Genomic DNA, 17,820 nt, shown 5'->3' with positions numbered 1-17,820 from the left:
CAGCAGCCTTTCGAGGGTGGTTGCGCAACAGGGTCGGCGGGGGCCGGGTCAGCCGAGCAGCGAGCGGCCGATGATCTCCTTCATGATCTCGGTCGTACCGCCGTAGATGGTCTGGATGCGGCCGTCGGTGAACGCCTTCGCGACCCGGTACTCGGTCATGTAGCCGTATCCGCCGTGGAGTTGGAGACAGCGGTCGGCGACGCGCTTCTGCAGTTCGGTGGCCCACCACTTGGCCATGGAGGCGTGTACGGCGTCGAGCGTCCCGGCCGAGTGGTCGACGATGCACCGGTCGAGGAAGGCCCTGGTGACGGCGCACTCGGTGGCCATCTCGGCGATCTCGAACCTGATGTGCTGGAGCTTGGAGAGCGGGCGTCCGAAGGCTTCGCGCTCCTTGACGTACTGGGTGGTGATCTCCAGGAGGTACTCGGCCGCGGCGATTCCGGCGACCGCTATGCCCATCCGTTCCTGGGCAAGGTTGGTCATGAGGTGGATGAAGGCGCCGTCGAGTTCGCCGAGGAGGTTCTCCTTGGGGACGCGCACGTCGTTGAAGAACAACTCGGCGGTGTCCTGGGACTTCTGGCCGATCTTGTCGAGGTTGCGGCCGCGTTCGAAGCCTTCCGCCCCGCGTTCGACGACGAGCAGCGAGAGGCCCTTCGCGCCGCCCTCCGGTGAGGTCTTGGCGACGACGATCACCAGGTCGGCGAGGATGCCGTTGGAGATGAAGGTCTTGGAGCCGTTGAGCAGCCAGTGGTCGCCCTTGTCCTCGGCGGTGGTGCGGATGCCCTGGAGGTCGGAGCCCGCACCGGGTTCGGTCATGGCGATGGCCGTGATGATCTCGCCGGAGCAGAAGCCGGGCAGCCAGCGCCGCTTCTGCTCCTCGGTGCCGAGTCCGGTGAGGTAGGGGCCGATGATGTCGTTGTGCAGGCCGAGCGCGAGCCCTGCGACTCCGGCCCGGGTGAACTCCTCGGCGAGGACGGCGCTGTAGCGGAAGTCGGCGTTGCCGCCGCCTCCGTACTCCTCGGGCACGGCGAGGCCGAGGAGCCCCTGGCGGCCGGCCGCGAGCCATGCCTCGCGCGAGACGATGCCGTCCTTCTCCCACTGTTCGTAGTGCGGGAGTGCCTCCTTCGTCAGGAAGGTGCGGACGACTCCGCGGAACGCGTCGTGCTCTTCGGTGAAGATCTGCCGCTGCACTTCAAGCCCCCTGGAGCCAGTTCTTGACGGTGGAGATCAGGCGGGTCGGCTCGGGGCCGACGGGCGTGACGTTGAGCATGGTGACGCCGGCCTCGCGGAAGGCCTCGATGCGGTCGCGTACGTACCCCTCGGGCCCGCAGAGCGACATGAGCTCGCAGAATTCGTCCGGGACGGCGGCCTCGGCCTCCTTCTTCTTCCCGGAGAGGTAGAGCTCCTGGATGGTGGCGGCCTCCTTCTCGTACCCGTAGGCGACGGCGAGGTCGTTGTAGAAGTTCTTGCCGGGTGCGCCCATGCCTCCGACGTACAGCGCGATCTGCGGGCGGGCGAGGTCCCTGAGGGCCGCGGCGTCGTCGCCGATGGCGAGCAGGCCACCGGCGACGGTCTTCAGCGGGCCGAGTGCCGGGTCACGCTTCGCCGCACCGTCGGCCAGGGCGGTGCCCCAGACCTGCTGGGCCTTCTCCGGGATGTAGAGGGTGGGCAGCCAGCCGTCGGCGATCTCGGCGGTCAGCGCCACGTTGGCGGGGCCGAGGGAGGCGATGTAGAGCGGGATGTTCTCGCGGACCGGCCGGGTGAGGATCTTCAGCGGTTTGCCGAGCCTGCCGCCCTTCTCCTTGGGCAGTGGCATGTCGGTGATGCCGTGGTGGTCGATGACCTCGCGGCGCCAGATCCGTCGGCAGAGCTCGACGGTCTCGCGGGTCCGGCCGAGCGGCTTGTCGTAGGGCTTTCCGTGCCAGCCCTCCACAACCTGCGGGCCTGAGGCGCCGAGCCCGAGCAGGGCCCGGCCGCCGGAGACCGCGTCGAGTCCGGCTCCGGTCTGGGCGATGAGGGCGGGGGTGCGGGAGTAGACGTTGAGGATCGCCGCGCCGATCTTCATGCGCTCGGTGCGGGCGGCCAGATATCCCATGATCGTGGGCGAGTCGAAGCCGTACGCCTCGGCGACCCAGACGGCGTCGAGTCCGGCGGATTCCAGTGCGGCGACCTGGTCGCAGGCGGCTCGCGGGTCGCCCGCGTAGTTCAGCGGGAGGGAGAGTTCCATCAGTCGGTGCCGTCCTTCTTCGACAGGGCCCGCAGGCTCGTCACGTCCCAGTCGCGGGCCACGTCCTCGGTGTCCGCGCCGGGCCGGGCGGGCCCGCTGCGGACGCGGGAGGGGGTGGCGGAGAACCGGGGAGCGGGCGCGGGCTGGATGAGGCCGCCGTGCTCGACGTAGGTGGAGCGGGCGGCGAGGTGCGGGTGGTGAGGCGCCTCGCCCAGCGAGAGGACGGGGGCGACGCAGGCGTCCGTGCCTTCGAAGGTCTCCGTCCACTCGGCGCGGGTACGGGCCCTGAAGCGGTCGGCGACGAGGGTGCGCAGATCCGCCCAGCGGCTGAAGTCGTTGCGGTCGGGGGCCTCGTCGGCGATCCCGAGCAGCCTGCCGAACTGCTCGTAGAACTGCGGCTCCAGTGGTCCGACCGCCATGTACTCGCCGTCGGAGGTCTCGTAGCAGCCGTAGAAGGGGCAGCCGCCGTCGAGGAGGTTGGAGCCGCGCCGGTCCTGCCAGCTGCCGGCCGCCAGCATCCCGTGGATCATCGTGGCGAGGTGGGCGGCACCGTCGACGATGGCGGCGTCCACCACCTGGCCCGTGCCGCCGGGCGTGCGGGCGTGCTGGAGGGCGGCGAGCACACCGACGACGAGGTAGAGCGAACCGCCCGCGTAGTCGCCGACCAGGTTGGCGGGCACCGTCGGTGGCTCTCCGGGTCTGCCGATCATGGAGAGGGTGCCGCTGAGGGCGATGTAGGCGATGTCGTGGCCGGCCCGTTCGGCGAGCGGCCCGTCCTGGCCCCAGCCGGTCATCCGCCCGTAGACGAGCTGCGGATTGCGGTCCAGACATTCGGCCGGCCCCACGCCGAGGCGTTCGGCGACGCCCGGGCGATAGCCCTCGATCAGGATGTCGGCGCGCTCGACGAGGTCCAGGACCTGCGCCGCGCCGCCCTCGGCCTTGAGGTCGACGAGGACCGAGCGCTTGTTGCGGTTGGTGAGGTCGTACGTGGGATCGATCCCGAGCGCGGCGCCGCCGGGCCGGTCGACGCGCACCACATCGGCGCCGAGGTCGGCCAGGAGCATCGCGGCGAACGGTCCCGGGCCGATGCCCGCCAGTTCGACGACACGCACCCCGGCCAGTGGACCCTGCCCTGTCGTTGCCATCAAGCCCCCAGCGGTATGACACAACTGATGTAACATCGATGATGTTAAGAATGCTCGACGCTCCGCACAACCCTTTTGGCCGAGCAAGCGCTTAGTTCCTTATCGGGGATCCTCTCGCACCGAGGCCCTCCCGGCTGCACAGCGCCACGAACCGCTCCGCTACCCTCTGCCTGCTACATCGGCGCCGGCCCCTGCGGAGGCACTCATGAACAGGCAGAACGGGGCAGAACGCCCCTATGACGTCATCCTTTTCGGCGCCACCGGCTTCGTGGGGAGACTCACCGCCGAATATCTGGCCGCGCACGCACCGGACGGCTTCCGCTGGGCCGCGGCGGGCCGCAGCCGGGCCAAGCTCGAGAAGCTGCGCGAGAACCTCGCCGCGATCAACCCGCGCTGCGCGGAGGTGCCCCTGCTGACAGCCGATGCCGGCGACCCCGGCACGCTGCGCGAACTCGCCGAGTCCGCCCACGTGGTGGCATCGACGGTGGGCCCGTACGTCTGGTACGGCGAAGGGCTGGTGGCGGCCTGCGCCGAGGCCGGGACCGACTACGCCGACCTCACCGGCGAGGCGGAGTTCGTCGACCGGATGTTCCTGGAGCACGACACACGGGCCCGCGAGACGGGGGCCCGGATCGTGCACGCCTGCGGCTTCGACTCCGTACCGCACGACCTCGGCGTCTACTTCACCGTCCAGCAGCTCCCCGAGGACGTACCGCTGACCGTCGACGGCTTCGTCCGGAGCAACGCCGTCTTCTCGGGGGGCACGTTCGCCTCGGCACTCACCGCGATCGGCCGCGGACCGCAGATGATCCGGGCCGCGAAGGAACGCCGTCTGCACGAACCGCGCCTGGTAGGCCGCCGGGCCCGCGCCCCGCAGGGCTCACCCCACTTCAGTCCGGCGACCGGAACGTGGGCGCTGCCGCTGCCGACCCTGGACCCCCGTGTCGTGGAGCGGTCGGCGCGGGCGCTGGAACGCTACGGCCCCGACTTCCGCTACCGGCACTTCGCCTCCGTGAAGCACCTGCCGGTGGCTCTCGGCGGCACCGCGGCCCTGGGTGTGCTGACGGCGGCCGCCCAGATCCCCGCCGTGCGCGGCTGGCTCATGGACCGCTACGAACCCGGCACGGGCCCCGGCAAGGAGCGCAGGGACCGCAGCTGGTTCACGGTGCGTTTCGTCGGGGAGGGCGGTGGCCGCCGGGTCTTCACCGAGGTGTCGGGCGGCGACCCGGGCTACGACGAGACCGCGAAGATGCTCGCCGAGGCCGCCCTCTGTCTCGCCCTCGACGAGCTGCCGAAGACATCGGGGCAGGTCACGACCGCCGTGGCGATGGGCGACGCGCTCCTGGAACGGCTGACGAGCGCGGGGCTGGGCTTCCGCGTCGCGGCGTTGCTCTGAGGCGGGGCGCGGTTCCCTGGGCGTACGGGAGGGCGCCGGCCGGGTCAGAGCATCCAGGAGGCGAGGGTGCAGACCATGGAAACGGTCCAGGCCGCTCCCGCGACAACGCCCAGGGTCATACCCACGGCGACGCCGCGCTGGGACAGACGTACGGTTCCGGTGGTCATGGGGGGTGCGTGGTTGTCGATCATGTGTACCAGCCTGCCCCCGATGTTCGACGAACAACATCCGTTCATGTACTCAGATGGAAACAATCGCACCGGTCCGGCCGGAAAGTCCGGGCCATGACCGCCGCGCCCGGGCAGGCAACTGACTGCGGTTCAGGCGACGGCCTCCCGCAGCGCCGCCCGGCACAGGGCGTCGGCCCTGCGCGTGGTCTCCGGCTGGCGGAAGTCGCGCGCCAGCAGCAGCGTGTGGGCACAGGCGTTGTCCAGGCCGGTGCGGTGGCCGACGGAGACGAAGACGGGCTTGGTGGCGTCCTGGGTGCGCAACGCCCGGCCGACCACCTCGTCCCCGTCCATGAGCGGGGTGGAGTCTCCGCGCCGGGGCCCCGGTTGCTCGTAGCGGAAGGTAAAGGGATTCTTGGCGACGCCGATGACCGCGAGGCCGGTGAGGACGCCCAGATGGCTGGCGAGTCCGAACCTGCGCGGGTGCGCCTGCCCGTAGCCGTCGCAGACGACGAGCCCCGGGTCGACGGGCAGCGCCTCCAGCGCGGCGAGCACGGTCGGTATCTCCCGGAAGGCCAGGAGCCCGGGGACGTACGGGAAGGTCACCCGGCCCCGCGCGGTCGACTCGGCCACCACCTCCAGTGTCGCCGCGTCGAGGACGACGGCCGCCGCCACGACGACGTCCCGCTCGTCGTCGTAGGCGACATCGACGCCGGTCACCCGGCCGGTGCCGGGCCGCGGCCCTGGCTCGTCGAGCACCACTCGGGTGCGCAGCGTGTCCTGGACGGCGCGTGCTTCGGCCTCGTCGGCGGGCATGGTGAAAGTCGTCATGGTGCGGACGAGTCTAGGGACCCCCGGGGCTCCCGGCGGTCCCGTAGCCTGGAGATCATGTTCGTACTCGAGTTGACCTACAGCGCACCGGTCGAGCGCGTCGATGTATTCATGCAGGAACACGTCGCCTGGCTCGACGCGCAGTACGCGGCAGGGGTGTTCATCGCCTCCGGACGCAAGAACCCGCGTGACGGCGGCGTGATTCTCGCTGTGGGGGACGATCGCGCGCGGATCGAGGAGATCGCGGCGACCGACCCCTTCGCAACGCACGGGGTGTGTGCCTACCGGATCACCGAGTTCCTCGCGACGAAGACGTCGCAGGCGCTGGCCCCCTACCGGCAGCAACTGCACGGTTAGGGGCTCTCGTTCGGATCCTGCTGGGCTCGCGTGCCCTGGCACCGCACCCTGGTCCAGCATGATCCAGACGAAAGACCCTGGGCGCGGCTACCCGAGCCGGGCGACGCGTCCCTTCTCGCCCGCGGCCCAGCAGCCCCCGTCGGCCACGCAGTTCACCGTGTCGTACGAACCGGTGTCGACGGTCCTCCAGGTGCGGCCGCCGTCCAGGGTCAGGTCCGTTCCGGTCGGGCCGACCGCCAGCGCCGCCGACCTGCTGTGCGGGAGCCATGCGACGCCCGAACGGTAGGCCGGTGGCGGGGTGGTGGCGGTCCGCCAGGTGCGTCCGCCGTTGCCGGTGACGGCTGCGGCGTCCGGCGACGCCTGGTCCGCGCGGTAGTCGCCGCCGACCGCGATGCCGTGGGTGCGGTCACGGAAGGCGAGGCCGAAGACTCCGCGCGCGGGGTCCCCCGCCGGGACGGTCGACGCGGTCGCGGACCAGGTCAGGCCGCGGTCACCCGAGTGCAGCACTCGGGCGGTGTCCGCACCGCCGGTGGCGAGCCACACGTCCTTGGTGCCCGAACTGACGAGGCACTGGCCGCTCGCCGCGAAACCGGCCTCGCCGGGGCGTGCGGCGGGCATGCCCGCGTCGGGCAGCACCTTCCAGTTCCTTCCGCCGTCGGAGGTCGACAGGATGCGGAACTTCCCGTCCACCGGGTCGCTCATCGCCAGCCCGTTGCGGCTGTCGAAGAAGGTCAGGCAGTCGTAGAAGGCACGGGAGTCGGTGTTGCGGAAGGACTCGCTCCAGGTCGCGCCGCCGTCATCGGTGCGCAAAACCCTGGACGCCTCGCCCTCACCGATGGCCAGGACCACCGCCCGCCGCCGGTCGAAAGCCTCGACGTCGCGGAACTCCAGGTCCGCGGCCCCGGGCGGCGAGACATCGCGCCAGTGCCGGCCCCCGTCGGCGGTACGCAGAACCGTGCCCCCGGACCCCGCGACCCAGGCGTCGTCGCGGCTGACCGCGGCGAGGCCGCGGAAGCGCGCGTCCGTGCCCGTGTCGGTGAGCTCCCAGGCCGGCCGGTGGCCCCGTTCGCGCTGCTCCCCGGGTGCGGCCTGCGCCGACGGTACGGCCAGAGCGGCGGTCACAGCCGCACCGCACAGGCCCAGTGACATCAGTCGTCTCGTCTTCGCCTTGGCCATCATGGCGCTGGAAGCTAGTCCACGGGTGGATCGCCGTCCAGGGCGCATCGGACGAAACGGGGCAGGATGACGGAAGCCGACCGGCGGTGACGCAGCTCACGCCGCCTGCCAGTGCACGGATCGAGGAGTTCCGTCGTCTACTCCATTGCCGGGAACCGTTCATCCGACGCGAGAGGGAGCAGGTCTTGTCCAGCGTTATCGAGCAGTCCGTGCAGGCCCGCATGGTCGCATCCGCTCCGCGGATGGAAACCCTGCCCGCCACCCTGAGTTACGACCGCAGGGACCCCTTCGCCGTCCGCATGGCCTTCCCGGCCCCGGCGACCCTCGAGGGCACCGAGGTGTCCTGGGAGTTCTCCCGTGAACTGCTCACGGCCGGGATGGACGGACCGGCCGGCGTCGGTGACGTCAGGGTGCGGCCCTTCGGCTACGACCGCACGGTCCTGGAGTTCCACGCCGTGGAGGGCATCGCCATGGTGCACGTCCGTACGGCGGAACTGCGCCGCTTCCTGAAGCGGGCCCAGGTGCTGGTCCCGGTGGGCGACGAGTACCGCTTCCTCGACCTCGACCGCGATCTGACGGATCTCCTCGACGGGTCCTGACACGCCGGGCAGCGGCGGGTCCCGACCCACCGGGCGCGGAGCACCGGGAAATGCGGTTGCAGAGCCGCAGGACCCGCTCGTAGCGTGAGTGCTGCCCTGTTGTCGTCGGATCGGAGAAGGACGTTGCTCCACATCTGAGGTGTCCGTACACCGTGTCGCGCGCGTGCTGTTCCGTGCGCGGGCCGAGTGCGACCTCTTTTGTCCGAGCCGTTCTCCGAGATTCTCCGACGCAGCCGGGAGACATTCGTGCCTGCACCCACGACACACATCACCTGTTCGTCCCTGTCCTTCGCCTGGCCCGACGGCGGCGACGTCTTCGAGGACTTCCATCTGGCCGTCGGTCCCGGACGGACCGGGCTCATCGGCCTGAACGGCTGTGGCAAATCGACCCTGTTGCGTCTGATCGCCGGTGAACTCACCCCTACGGGCGGCCACATCACCACGACCGGTGACATCGGATACCTCCCGCAGAACCTCGCCCTGGACACCGCTCTGCGGGTCGATGCGGTGCTGGGAATCGCCGGGAGACGGAGTGCCCTGAAGGCCATCGAGTCGGGCGATGTCCGCGAGGAGCACTTCACCGTGGTCGGTGACGACTGGGACGTGGAGGAACGCGCCCGCGCCACGCTCGGCCAACTGGGGCTCGCAGGTGTCGGGCTGGACCGGACCATCGGCGAGATGTCGGGCGGCGAGTGCGTGCTGCTGCGGCTGGCCGCACTGCTGCTGGCACGTCCGCCGGTCCTGCTGCTGGACGAGCCGACGAACAATCTCGACCTGCACGCGCGCGGTCGGCTGTACGACGCCGTCGACGCCTGGACCGGTGTCCTGGTCGTCGTCAGTCACGACCGGGAGCTGCTGGAGCGGGTGGACCGGATCGCCGATCTGAGGGAGGGCACGGTCACCTGGTACGGCGGCAGTCTGACGGCGTACGAGGAGGCGCTCGCCGTGGAGCAGGAGGCCGCGGAGCGGATGGTGCGGGCCGCGGAGGCCGACGTGCGGCGGCAGAAGCGTGAACTGTGCGACGCACATATCAAGTTGGCCCGGCGCAGACGGTACGGGCAGAAGATGTGGGACACCAAGCGCGAGCCGAAGGCCGTCATGGGCCAGCGCAAGCAGACGGCGCAGGAGTCGGCCGGCAGACACCGCATCCTGCATGCGGAACGGCTGGCGGACGCGGAGGAGCGGCTCGGGGAAGCCGTCGAGGCCGTGCGGGACGACGACGTCATCCGGATCGAACTCCCGCACACCCGGGTGCATCCGGGTGGCGGCGTGCTGGTCCTGCGCGACCTCGAACTGGCCCACGGCGCCCGGGTGCACGGGGAGTTCGACCTGCGCGGCCCGGAGCGGATCGCGTTGGTGGGCCGCAACGGCGCGGGAAAGACGACGTTGCTGCGCACGATCGCGGGCGAGCTGGCGCCGCTGTCCGGCGAGGCGGTCGTCCATGTGCCGGTGGGCTTTCTGCGCCAGCGTCTGGACGTGCTCGACGACGGGCTGTCCCTCGTGGACAACGTGGCGCGGTACGCGCCGGGCGCTTCGGCCAACCGGATCCGGGCGAGGCTTGCGCACTTCCTGTTCAAGGGGGCCCGGGCGGACCTGCCCGCGGCGACGCTGTCGGGCGGGGAGAGGCTCCGGGCGACCCTGGCCGCGCTGCTGCTCGCCGACCCGGCACCGCGGCTGCTGATGCTGGACGAACCGACGAACAGCCTCGACCTGTCCGGCGTGCACCGTCTCACCGCCGCGCTGGCGGGCTACGAGGGGGCGCTGGTCGTGGCGAGCCACGACCTGCCGTTCCTGGAGTCGCTGGGGATCACCCGGTGGCTGCTGCTGGACGACGGCGAGCTGCACGGAATCTCCCGCGGAGACCTATCGCGGATCCAGGGCCGTGAGGTATGACTTACCCTTCGGAATCCGGCCGCGACCTGCGGATATAACGGTACGTAAACGGGCACCGCGAGGACCGGGCTTGGCTGCGGCCTTACTGCCGCCTTAACCTACGGTCACGTAACCTACGAAGCCGTAGGTAATTCTCCCGTCCCCAGGAGCCCCCGTGACGATCACCTCTCCCCAACTCGGCAGTTCGAAGGCGTGGACCGACGCCCAGCTGCTGTACGCGCTGGAGGAGGTGGTGGAGAAGGAACTCAACCGCCATCTCAAGGTCGCCAAGGACTGGATGCCCCACGAGTACGTACCGTTCTCCGACGGCCGGAACTTCACCGGCATCTTCGAGGACGGCGAAGCGTGGGAGACCAGCCAGTCCAAGGTCACCGACATCGGCAGGATCGCGCTCGTCGTGAACCTGCTGACCGAGGACAACCTGCCCAGCTACCACCACGAGATCGCCTCCCTCTTCGGCCGTGACGGCGCCTGGGGCACCTGGGTGCACCGCTGGACCGCGGAGGAGGGCCGCCACGGCATCGTGATGCGCGACTACCTCCTCACCTCGCGCGCCGTCGACCCGGACAAGCTCGAGGAGTTCCGCATGATGCACATGGCGGAGGGCTTCGAGTCGGACAACCGCCACTCCATGCTGCACTCCGTGGCCTACGTGGCCTTCCAGGAGCTGGCGACCCGCGTCTCGCACCGCAACACCGGCCACCAGTCGGGCGACCCCGTCTGCGACCGGATGCTGGCCCGGATCGCGACCGACGAGAACCTGCACATGGTCTTCTACCGCAACCTGCTGGGCGCCGCTTTCGAGCTCGCCCCGGACCTCACGATGCAGTCCGTGCGCGATGTGGTCGTCAACTTCCGGATGCCCGGTCACGGCATGCCCGGCTTCGAGCGCGCCGCCGCGCAGATGGCCATCGGCGAGATCTACAACATGCGCATCCACCACGACGACGTGATCCAGCCCGTGCTGCGCTACCTCAAGGTCCTCGACATCGACGGACTCGGCCCGGAGGGCCTCAAGGCGCAGGAGGAGCTGGGCCTGTACATGAGCGGGCTGGACAGCGAGGCGTCGAAGTTCGACGAGAAGCTGGCCCTGCGCAAGGCTCGGATGGCGGCCCGCGCCAACGCCTGATCCCACCGGACGGTGGCGGCGCGCTCACTCGGGCGCCGTCACCTCCGCGTACGCGGCGTCGCGCACATCGGCCACCGGGTGCTGGCGCAGGGCGCGCAGCTGGGTCCGCCAGGGTCCGGTCCAGTCGGTGCGCCGTCCCGCCGCCGCGGTGATCGCGGTGGCGAACAGCCCCTCGGCCGGCCCGCCGCTCCCCGTGAGCCGGCCGGCGACCGCGAGCAGGACGTCCGTGTCGCCCGCCCCTGAACGGTTCATGTCGCCGATCCGGCTGCCGAGCGTCCGAGCGATCCCGGCGGCCTGGACCGGCCGCCCTTCGAGCAGCCCCGCCAGCCGGACGAGTTCTGCGTGCAGGGTGTCGGGGCCGGTGTCGAGATCGACGGCGCAGACCAGCAGCCGGGCCGCCTGCGGTACGAAGTCCCGTTGGTGCGCGAGCGTGTTGCCGGCCGCCGCGAGAAGAGGACGCTCCGAGGCACGCCGGGTCACTGCCGGCGCCGTGAGAGCGTCCACGGCGCGGACGATCCGCTGCCGTGCGGGGCGGTCCCGCTCGGCTCCCGCGTCGTCCGCGGTGTCGTTGGTGGACAGGGCCAGAAGCGCACAGTTCAGCGCGGCGGCGGCCTCCCCTCCTGCCATGGCCGCGCCGACGAGCGCGTCGGTGGCCGACTGCCAGGTGCCGCGTCGGCCCAGGTCGCTCACCGCGTCCACCAGCACGTCGCACGCCCCGGGCGCCCAGGGCACCCACTGGGCCAGCGCCCGGTGGGCGAGGACGGCCAGCTCCTCGTCGTCGGTCGCGCACACCTCCTGCACCAGCCGGGCGTAGCGCGGCCTGTGCCGCTCGGGCAGATGGACCGGGTGGGCCCGCAGCACAGCGGTACGCAGGCGCCGCTCGCCGCGCGCCGCGTCGGCCATCACCCCCCACATCGCCTCGTCGCCGAGCAGATCCGTGCCGAACGCCACGCAGACGGCCCTCACGTCGGGGTGCTGGTCCGGCATCGCGTAGGCCTCGGCGAGGACCTGTGCGGCCTGGGCGGAGGGCAGCCTGGCCGCGGCGAGCCGGACCATCTCCTTGCGGCTGGTCACCTTGCCGGTGCCGGGCCCCGTTCGCTCCCGCAGCAGTACGGCGAGGCGCGAGGGCCGTACGTGCCGGGAGGCGCGGCTCGCCGCGAAGACGGCGACCCTCGCCTCGTCGTCACCCAGGCGTGCGAGCAGATCGGGCAGTACGGCAGCGGGGCGGTCCGTGCGGGCCAGTGCCGCGAGCGCCGCTTCGGCGAGCACGACGTCCGACGCCGCCGCCCACCGGCGTACCGCGTCGGCCCCCGTCTGCGGGATGCGGGCCAGTTGCTCGATCGCCGCCTGCCGGGCGTACAGAGGCAGCTTCTCGTCCTGTGCGGTCCGCTCCAGCGTGCGCGCCGCGGCACTCTGCTGCTCGGGCGTCCAGCGAACGACGTCCGCGCCCACAGGCACGTGCCACGGCGCCCCCGGGGTGAGGAACCTTCCGTACGGCGGGCTCTCGCCGAGCACCCGGTCCAGGAGGTCCGTGCGCCGCCGGGTGAGTACGCCCATCACCGCGGGCAGCGCGGCGGCCGAGGGTTCGCGTGCCAGGATCCGTTCGACGCGCTCGTCACGGTGGGCGGCCGGCTCCAGCCACAGGCCGATCGCGGTGCGTGCGGCACCTGCGTTCCCGTAGCGGACTGCCTGCCACAGCAGCTCCTGGAGTTCCGGCATACCCGCCGCGCGGCGTCCCACGGCCCGGGTCAGCGCGAAGACGAGTGCGTAGTCCGCCTTCTCCGCGCCCGCTTCCAGCCAGGGCCGCAGGGCCTCGAACACCGTGTGTTCCTGTCCCCGCCGCAACGTGCGGTCGAGTCTTCCCAGGCCGGCGTCACCGGCGTTCCCGTACAGCCGGACGAGGGTGCGCAGCGCCCAGTTGAGCAGGGCGCGTCGGCCGGTGGTGGCGTGCTCGCGCAGGACGCCCAGGGCGAGACTGCTCAGGTTGCCCCGGGTGTTCTCGGAGGAGTCGCGGGCCTCGACCGCGTCGGTGGCGATCCGGTCCAGCAGCGGTTCCGCCTCGTCGGTGAAGAGGGCGGGCGGAGTACCGAGGAGTGCGAACAGTGCTGCGTCCCTGACCGGATCCTGTTCCGACCGCAGCCGCAGCATGTCCTCCAGGACGGTGGCGACGGCTGCGGGGTCGCCGGAACGGCCTGCGTTGCGTATGAGCAGCGACCAGCCTTCGGCGCGGTCCTCGGCGGCGGGCCGGTGTGTCGCCGCCAGCAGGCGCTCCCGCACTTCCGCGACCGGCAGGAACGACTCCGCCAGCAGGACGGTGCTCCAGTGCCCGCCTCGCGTCCGCGCCCGGTCGGCCATGCGCCGGGCCGGACCCGCCACATGGCTGCGGGGCAGCACGCCGAGGAGTACCGCGTCCACCGTGATCACGGACCCCTCTCCCTGCCCGGCGTCGACCGCGTCGTGGAACGCGCCGCGACGGGCCGGCGGGAGGGCTCGAAGGAGGCGGTCGAGGACGCTGCCGTACCCCAGCACGTGTCGGCCGTACTCGATGAGAAGCGCTTCGGGAGCCGTGCCGGCCAGGCGCCGCAGCAGCGTCCCGCTGAGCGCACCGCTGCGGGCGATCGCGAAACTGTCCGGTCCGCGGAGCAGTTGGATCGTCCGGACCGGATCGGCCGAGGCGAGGACGCCCAGCTTCCCGCGCAGCGGCGTCGGGAGGTTCGTCGGGCCGTGGCGTTCGAGCAGGTCGAGTACGCGGTGGGGCAGCTGCTCCGCGGCCGTGGCGACCGCACGTTCGTGCCCGCAGCCCTGCCACCAGGCATCGCGCGTCGACTCGGGCCGGCCGGCGAGGTCCCGTTCCGCCGCGTCGAGGAACGGGCCGGGATGGTGGCGTCCGAGCGCGGCCCAGCCGGTCACCGAGGGGAACAGGCCGGGCAGGAGCCGGTTCACGGTCGCGGCGGAGCAGCCCGGGAGCAGCCGGGCCGCCTCGGCGTCGCCCCACCTCTCGCGCAGCGGCTCGATCAGCCGGTCGGCGAGTTCGGTGCGGCGGTCGGTGACGACGGCCTGCAGGAGCCCGCGGCGTACGACAGCCGGGGCGTCGGCCAGCGCCGTCCCGTACGCCGTGTCCGGTACGCCCGCGGAGAGTGCCGCGCGCAGCGCGTGTCCCCGCACGAAGGAGTCCTCGTCGCCGATTCGGGCGGCCAGCCAGTCGCGGTCGCCGCCCACGGACGCGGCGATGACAGCGAGCCCTCGTTCGTAGGGCCCTCCGGTCTCCAGCTCCTCCAGGACGGGACGCAGCACCCCGTCCGCGGTGAACCGCCGGGCATGTGCCGCCACTTCTCTCATGCGCTGTGGATGGGCGAGGGAATCCACGGTGTCGAGGAGTGCGCAGACGAGGGCAACGGGCCGGGCGTCGGTCATGCGGTGATTCTGCCGTGCGAGGCCGGGCTGACCCCACAGGTTTACGGAACGTACTCTGTGCCGGGTGAAGCCAGTGACGCGTCTTGTTCTTTTCGGTGCACCTCTCGCCATCGCCGTTTCGATTCTTTTCAGCAGCGGTGACTCCGAGCTGCCCCCGAGCTCCCCGCAGCCGGCCGAGGCCGCTGGGACCGCCGCGCAGTCGGAGAGCCCCGGCCTGAGCGCCGAGAACGACGAGAAGATAGCCGGACTGCCGCCCGGGCTGGCCGCTCCTGCCATGAAGGAGATCGCCTCCCAGCTGGTGGGCAGCGCGGAGGCCTCGACCCTGGACTGGCGCAGCCAGTACGGGGCGATCGAGGACGTCGGTGACGGAACCGGGTACACCGCGGGGATCATCGGTTTCTGCTCCGGTACGAACGACATGCTGCAGCTGGTCGAGGCGTACACCAAGGATCATCCGGACAATCCGCTCGCCCCGTTCCTGGCGGCGCTGCGCGAGGTGGACGGCACGGACTCGCACGAGGGCCTGGACCCCGGCTTCACCGGCGCGTGGAAGACGGCCGCCGAGGACCCGGCGTTCCGCACGGCCCAGAACACGATGCGGGACACGCTCTACTTCGAACCCGCGGTGCGACTGGCGAAGCTGGACGGTCTCGGCACCCTGGGGCAGTTCATCTACTACGACGCGATGGTGCTCCACGGGCCCGGCGTCGAGGCGGACGGCTTCTACGGCATCCGGGACGCCGCGATGGCTTCGGCGGACACGGCCGCGGAGGGCGGCGACGAGGCGCAGTACCTCGGCGCTCTCCTCGACGAGAGCCGGACCGCGATCCGGGCGCGGAAGGTCCAGCGCGACACCACCCGGATCGACACCGCGCAGCGGGTGTTCCTGCGGGAAGGCAACCTCGAGCTGAAGACGCCGCTCGAGTGGCAGGTGTACGGCGAGACGTTCCGCATCCCGTAGGCGCACGGGCTCGGCGGACAACCGCACGCGCCGGCTGTCCGGCCGGTGCCGTCAGCCGCAGCTTCACGCCGAGCTGTCAGCCCTCGGCGCGGCGGCCCCTGCGGAGCCGGTCCCGCTCCTTCTCCGAGAGCCCGCCCCACACGCCGAAACGCTCGTCATGGGCGAGGGCGTACTCCAGACACGCCAGCCGTCCCTCGCAGGCGTTGCACAACTGCTTGGCCTCGCGGGTCGAGCTGCCGGGAGCCGGAAAGAAGAACTCGGGTCCGGCCTGGGCGCACAGGGCTGTCTCCTGCCAGGCGAGTGCGTCGTCGGTCATCATGGTGTTGGTCGGCATGGGGCTCACGGTGCCCCATGCCGATAAACAAGTGATCAACGAGCCATCAACGCACTCCGCGCCGGTCGGTTCCGGCCGGCTCGGCGCGCCGGTCGGTTCCGGTCGGTTCCGGTCAGTTCGGCGGCATCGGCGCGGGCTTGATCACCGCGAACGCCGCGCCCGCGGGATCGGCGACGTTGGCGATCCTGCCGACGTTCTCCACGTCCATGGGGGCAAGGGTCACGCGGCCGCCCAGTCGTTTCGCGTCGGCGAGCGTGGCGTCGACGTCCTCCACCGCGAAGTACGGAAGCCAGTGCGGCCCGGCGGCCGCCTCGCTGGGCACCTCGTCCATCTGTACGAGCCCGCCGAAGGAGGAGTCGGCGCCCGCACTTCCCGCGGGACGGACCATCGTGTAGGTCCCCCCGGGGTACGTCATGGATTCGGTCTCCCATCCGAAGACGGTCCGGAAGAACGCGGCGGCCGCGGGCACATCCGGGGTGTAGAGCTCGGACCAGATCAGCGAACCCGGCTCCATGATCATGCCCAGGCCGGTGTTCGTGCCCGGCTGCCACACGCCGAAGTACGCGTCGGCGTTGTCCTTGAAGCCGCCCATGCGGCCGTAGTCGAGCACATCCATCGGAGGGAACGCCGCGGACCCGCCGGCCTTCTCCACCGTCCGGGCGGTGGCATCCGCGTCGGAAGTCTGGAAGTAGACGGACCAGGAGGGCTTCCCCTGGTCCTCGGGCACCGTCATGACGCCCGCGACCGTCTTGCCCCGCAGCTGGTACGTCCCGTACCCACCGGTCTCGGGGCCACCGGGCACCAGCTCCCAGCCGAAGAGGCCCTGGTAGAAGGCCGTGGCCGCCTCGATGTCGGGTGTGCCGAGGTCGGTCCAGTTGGGGGCGCCGGTGACGAAACTGGGGTCGAGCATGATGTGCTCCTCGGGCGGGTCGTGACTCTCGCTCGCCGATCGTGCGGGCATTTCCCTGACCCACCGAGTCTTGCACCGAGCTCCGGCAACCGCAGCCCGCGCAGGGCGTCCGGGTACCCGCCCCTGTGCTCCCTCCTGCCCCTGCCCCCTACGAGCCCGGCCGGTCCGGCCGTCCGCGCCGTGCGGTCCGGCCGGGCGCGTCGGGAGTCACCGTGTGATGCAGAGCGCCGGGAGCACCGTTTCCGCCACCCGGTAGGCCTCCTCGAGCAGCGGGTTCCCGGACAGGATGAAGGTGTCGACGCCGAGGTCCTCGAACTCCTTGAGGCGTTCGACGACCTGGGCCGTCGAACCGACGACTGCGGTGCCGGGGCCCGGCCGGAACAGGCTCATGCCCGGCCACATGTTGGGGTGCGTCTCCAGTTCCCGCGCCCTGGCCGGGACCTTGCCGCCGTGCTGGCGGAACTGACGCTGCCAGCCCACCCCGTCCTCACCCGCCCGGTCGCCGAGCTGACGGGCGTACGTCGCCTCGCTCGTGACGTCCAGCAGCCGGTCGGCCGCCGCCCATGCCTCGTCCTCCGTATCGCGGACGATCAGGTGGAGACGCAGCCCGATGCGGAGGGTGCGGCCGTACGCGGCAGCCCGCGCCCGTACCCGCTCGAGCTTCTCCTTCAGCAGGTGCGGCGGTTCGCCCCAGGTGAGGAAGACGTCGACGTGCTCGGCCGCCATCTCGATGCCGGGGGCGGACGAGCCGCCGAACCAGAGCGGGATGTGCGGGTCCTGGACGGGCTTCAGCTCACGGAACGAGGCACCCGCGTTCTTCAGGTCGTAGAAACGGCCCTTGTGGTCGAAGACCTCTCCGGCCGTCAGCCGCTTGACGATCGACCAGTACTCGGCACTGAGTTCGTACCGTTCGTCGTGCTCCACGTGGAGTCCGTACTCCTGGAGCGATTTCGTGGAGCCGTTGACGACGTTGAAGCGCAGCCGACCGCCGAAGAGCTGGTCGAAGCTGAGCGCCATCTTGGCCAGCAGCGTGGGCGAGATGAGTCCGGGGTGGACGGCGAGCAGCGGTTTGAAGCGGGTGCTGGTGGAGGCGGCGAGGGCGCTGCCCAACGGCCAGACGTCGTACAGGTCGGTGGCGAGGAGGGCGCCGCTGTAACCGAGCTGTTCCACGGTCCCGGCGAGCCGGCTGAGGTAGCCGAGGTCGGCGGTCCGCCGGCCTGCCGGCTCCCAGGGGTAGGCGCCTTCGCGCGGGATGATGTACCAGAGGACTTCGGTCGCCAT

16 protein-coding genes are annotated in these 17,820 nt (G+C 71.2%); 6 read left to right on the top strand and 10 right to left on the bottom strand.

All coding sequences use genetic code 11. The features are described 5' to 3' along the window. Positions 1 to 48: 48 nt before the first annotated feature. The 3 genes from ABZS61_RS12345 to ABZS61_RS12335 are packed head-to-tail and all read right to left on the bottom strand — an operon-like array spanning position 49 to position 3,372. Positions 49 to 1,191, bottom strand: coding sequence for an acyl-CoA dehydrogenase family protein (locus tag ABZS61_RS12345; protein WP_356418331.1), 1,143 nt, complete (start codon positions 1,189 to 1,191; stop codon positions 49 to 51). Position 1,192: 1 nt separating this feature from the next. Continuing rightward, entirely contained in the window at positions 1,193 to 2,227 is a 1,035-nt protein-coding gene (locus tag ABZS61_RS12340) for an LLM class F420-dependent oxidoreductase (RefSeq protein ID WP_356418329.1), read from the bottom strand. After that, entirely contained in the window at positions 2,227 to 3,372 is a 1,146-nt protein-coding gene (locus ABZS61_RS12335; RefSeq protein ID WP_356418327.1) for a CaiB/BaiF CoA-transferase family protein, read from the bottom strand. Before ABZS61_RS12335 ends, ABZS61_RS12340 begins: the two co-directional genes overlap by 1 nt. 205 nt (positions 3,373 to 3,577) lie before the next feature. Between ABZS61_RS12335 and ABZS61_RS12330 the strand changes: the two genes are divergently transcribed. After that, positions 3,578 to 4,768: a saccharopine dehydrogenase NADP-binding domain-containing protein gene (locus ABZS61_RS12330; protein WP_356418325.1), complete on the top strand. Its 1,191-nt coding sequence runs from the start codon at positions 3,578 to 3,580 to the stop codon at positions 4,766 to 4,768. Positions 4,769 to 4,812: 44 nt separating this feature from the next. Here ABZS61_RS12330 and ABZS61_RS12325 read toward each other — a convergent pair whose 3' ends face one another. Both ABZS61_RS12325 and ABZS61_RS12320 read right to left on the bottom strand, forming a co-directional pair. After that, entirely contained in the window at positions 4,813 to 4,959 is a 147-nt protein-coding gene (locus tag ABZS61_RS12325) for a hypothetical protein (protein WP_356418323.1), read from the bottom strand. 129 nt (positions 4,960 to 5,088) lie between these two features. Continuing rightward, a complete protein-coding gene (locus tag ABZS61_RS12320; protein WP_356418469.1) occupies positions 5,089 to 5,751 on the bottom strand; it encodes an endonuclease V in 663 nt (220 codons plus the stop codon). A gap of 72 nt (positions 5,752 to 5,823) precedes the next feature. Here ABZS61_RS12320 and ABZS61_RS12315 point away from each other — a divergent pair, with 72 nt between their 5' ends. Continuing rightward, positions 5,824 to 6,123 carry a YciI family protein gene (locus tag ABZS61_RS12315; RefSeq protein WP_356418321.1) on the top strand — a complete coding sequence of 100 codons (300 nt, stop codon included), beginning with the start codon at positions 5,824 to 5,826 and terminating at the stop codon, positions 6,121 to 6,123. Between the two features lie 87 nt (positions 6,124 to 6,210). Here the strand turns inward: ABZS61_RS12315 and ABZS61_RS12310 are convergent, their stop codons facing one another. Beyond that, complete coding sequence (locus ABZS61_RS12310) at positions 6,211 to 7,302, bottom strand: oxidoreductase (RefSeq protein ID WP_356418319.1); 1,092 nt, start codon at positions 7,300 to 7,302, stop codon at positions 6,211 to 6,213. Positions 7,303 to 7,484: 182 nt separating this feature from the next. Here ABZS61_RS12310 and ABZS61_RS12305 point away from each other — a divergent pair, with 182 nt between their 5' ends. The 3 genes from ABZS61_RS12305 to ABZS61_RS12295 all read left to right on the top strand — a co-directional run bounded on the left by ABZS61_RS12305 (position 7,485) and on the right by ABZS61_RS12295 (position 10,920). Beyond that, entirely contained in the window at positions 7,485 to 7,898 is a 414-nt protein-coding gene (locus tag ABZS61_RS12305; protein WP_356418317.1) for an SsgA family sporulation/cell division regulator, read from the top strand. 246 nt (positions 7,899 to 8,144) lie between these two features. Continuing rightward, positions 8,145 to 9,791 (top strand): ATP-binding cassette domain-containing protein, encoded by a 1,647-nt coding sequence (locus tag ABZS61_RS12300; RefSeq protein WP_356418315.1) that lies wholly within the window; start codon positions 8,145 to 8,147, stop codon positions 9,789 to 9,791. A gap of 154 nt (positions 9,792 to 9,945) precedes the next feature. Further along, positions 9,946 to 10,920: an acyl-ACP desaturase gene (locus ABZS61_RS12295; protein WP_356418312.1), complete on the top strand. Its 975-nt coding sequence runs from the start codon at positions 9,946 to 9,948 to the stop codon at positions 10,918 to 10,920. 24 nt (positions 10,921 to 10,944) lie between these two features. On the opposite strand, the gene ABZS61_RS12290 is transcribed toward ABZS61_RS12295, so the two are convergent. Further along, a complete protein-coding gene (locus tag ABZS61_RS12290; RefSeq protein ID WP_356418310.1) occupies positions 10,945 to 14,334 on the bottom strand; it encodes a hypothetical protein in 3,390 nt (1,129 codons plus the stop codon). A 73-nt stretch (positions 14,335 to 14,407) separates the two neighbouring features. Between ABZS61_RS12290 and ABZS61_RS12285 the strand changes: the two genes are divergently transcribed. Further along, on the top strand, positions 14,408 to 15,295 hold the full coding sequence (locus ABZS61_RS12285; protein ID WP_356418466.1) for a chitosanase: 888 nt from the start codon (positions 14,408 to 14,410) through the stop codon (positions 15,293 to 15,295). Positions 15,296 to 15,371: 76 nt separating this feature from the next. On the opposite strand, the gene ABZS61_RS12280 is transcribed toward ABZS61_RS12285, so the two are convergent. The 3 genes from ABZS61_RS12280 to ABZS61_RS12270 form a co-directional block, all read right to left on the bottom strand. Continuing rightward, a complete protein-coding gene (locus ABZS61_RS12280; RefSeq protein ID WP_356418308.1) occupies positions 15,372 to 15,629 on the bottom strand; it encodes a WhiB family transcriptional regulator in 258 nt (85 codons plus the stop codon). Between the two features lie 112 nt (positions 15,630 to 15,741). Then, on the bottom strand, positions 15,742 to 16,539 hold the full coding sequence (locus tag ABZS61_RS12275) for a VOC family protein (RefSeq protein ID WP_356418306.1): 798 nt from the start codon (positions 16,537 to 16,539) through the stop codon (positions 15,742 to 15,744). 207 nt (positions 16,540 to 16,746) lie between these two features. Continuing rightward, complete coding sequence (locus ABZS61_RS12270; RefSeq protein WP_356418304.1) at positions 16,747 to 17,820, bottom strand: LLM class flavin-dependent oxidoreductase; 1,074 nt, start codon at positions 17,818 to 17,820, stop codon at positions 16,747 to 16,749.

Source organism: Streptomyces sp. NPDC005566, from assembly GCF_040605575.1.
Classification (GTDB): domain Bacteria; phylum Actinomycetota; class Actinomycetes; order Streptomycetales; family Streptomycetaceae; genus Streptomyces.
This window is presented reverse-complemented; position numbering and strand designations above follow the sequence as displayed.

Bases quoted from the DNA above. Each gene is read 5' to 3' on its own strand.
- ABZS61_RS12340 (WP_356418329.1), bottom strand. From the start codon at position 2,227: ATGGAACTCTCCCTCCCGCTGAACTACGCGGGCGACCCGCGAGCCGCC.
- ABZS61_RS12335 (WP_356418327.1), bottom strand. From the start codon at position 3,372: ATGGCAACGACAGGGCAGGGTCCACTGGCCGGGGTGCGTGTCGTCGAA.
- ABZS61_RS12330 (WP_356418325.1), top strand. From the start codon at position 3,578: ATGAACAGGCAGAACGGGGCAGAACGCCCCTATGACGTCATCCTTTTC.
- ABZS61_RS12325 (WP_356418323.1), bottom strand. From the start codon at position 4,959: ATGATCGACAACCACGCACCCCCCATGACCACCGGAACCGTACGTCTG.
- ABZS61_RS12320 (WP_356418469.1), bottom strand. From the start codon at position 5,751: ATGCCCGCCGACGAGGCCGAAGCACGCGCCGTCCAGGACACGCTGCGC.
- ABZS61_RS12315 (WP_356418321.1), top strand. From the start codon at position 5,824: ATGTTCGTACTCGAGTTGACCTACAGCGCACCGGTCGAGCGCGTCGAT.
- ABZS61_RS12310 (WP_356418319.1), bottom strand. From the start codon at position 7,302: ATGATGGCCAAGGCGAAGACGAGACGACTGATGTCACTGGGCCTGTGC.
- ABZS61_RS12290 (WP_356418310.1), bottom strand. From the start codon at position 14,334: ATGACCGACGCCCGGCCCGTTGCCCTCGTCTGCGCACTCCTCGACACC.
- ABZS61_RS12280 (WP_356418308.1), bottom strand. From the start codon at position 15,629: ATGCCGACCAACACCATGATGACCGACGACGCACTCGCCTGGCAGGAG.
- ABZS61_RS12275 (WP_356418306.1), bottom strand. From the start codon at position 16,539: ATGCTCGACCCCAGTTTCGTCACCGGCGCCCCCAACTGGACCGACCTC.
- ABZS61_RS12270 (WP_356418304.1), bottom strand. From the start codon at position 17,820: ATGGCGACCGAAGTCCTCTGGTACATCATCCCGCGCGAAGGCGCCTAC.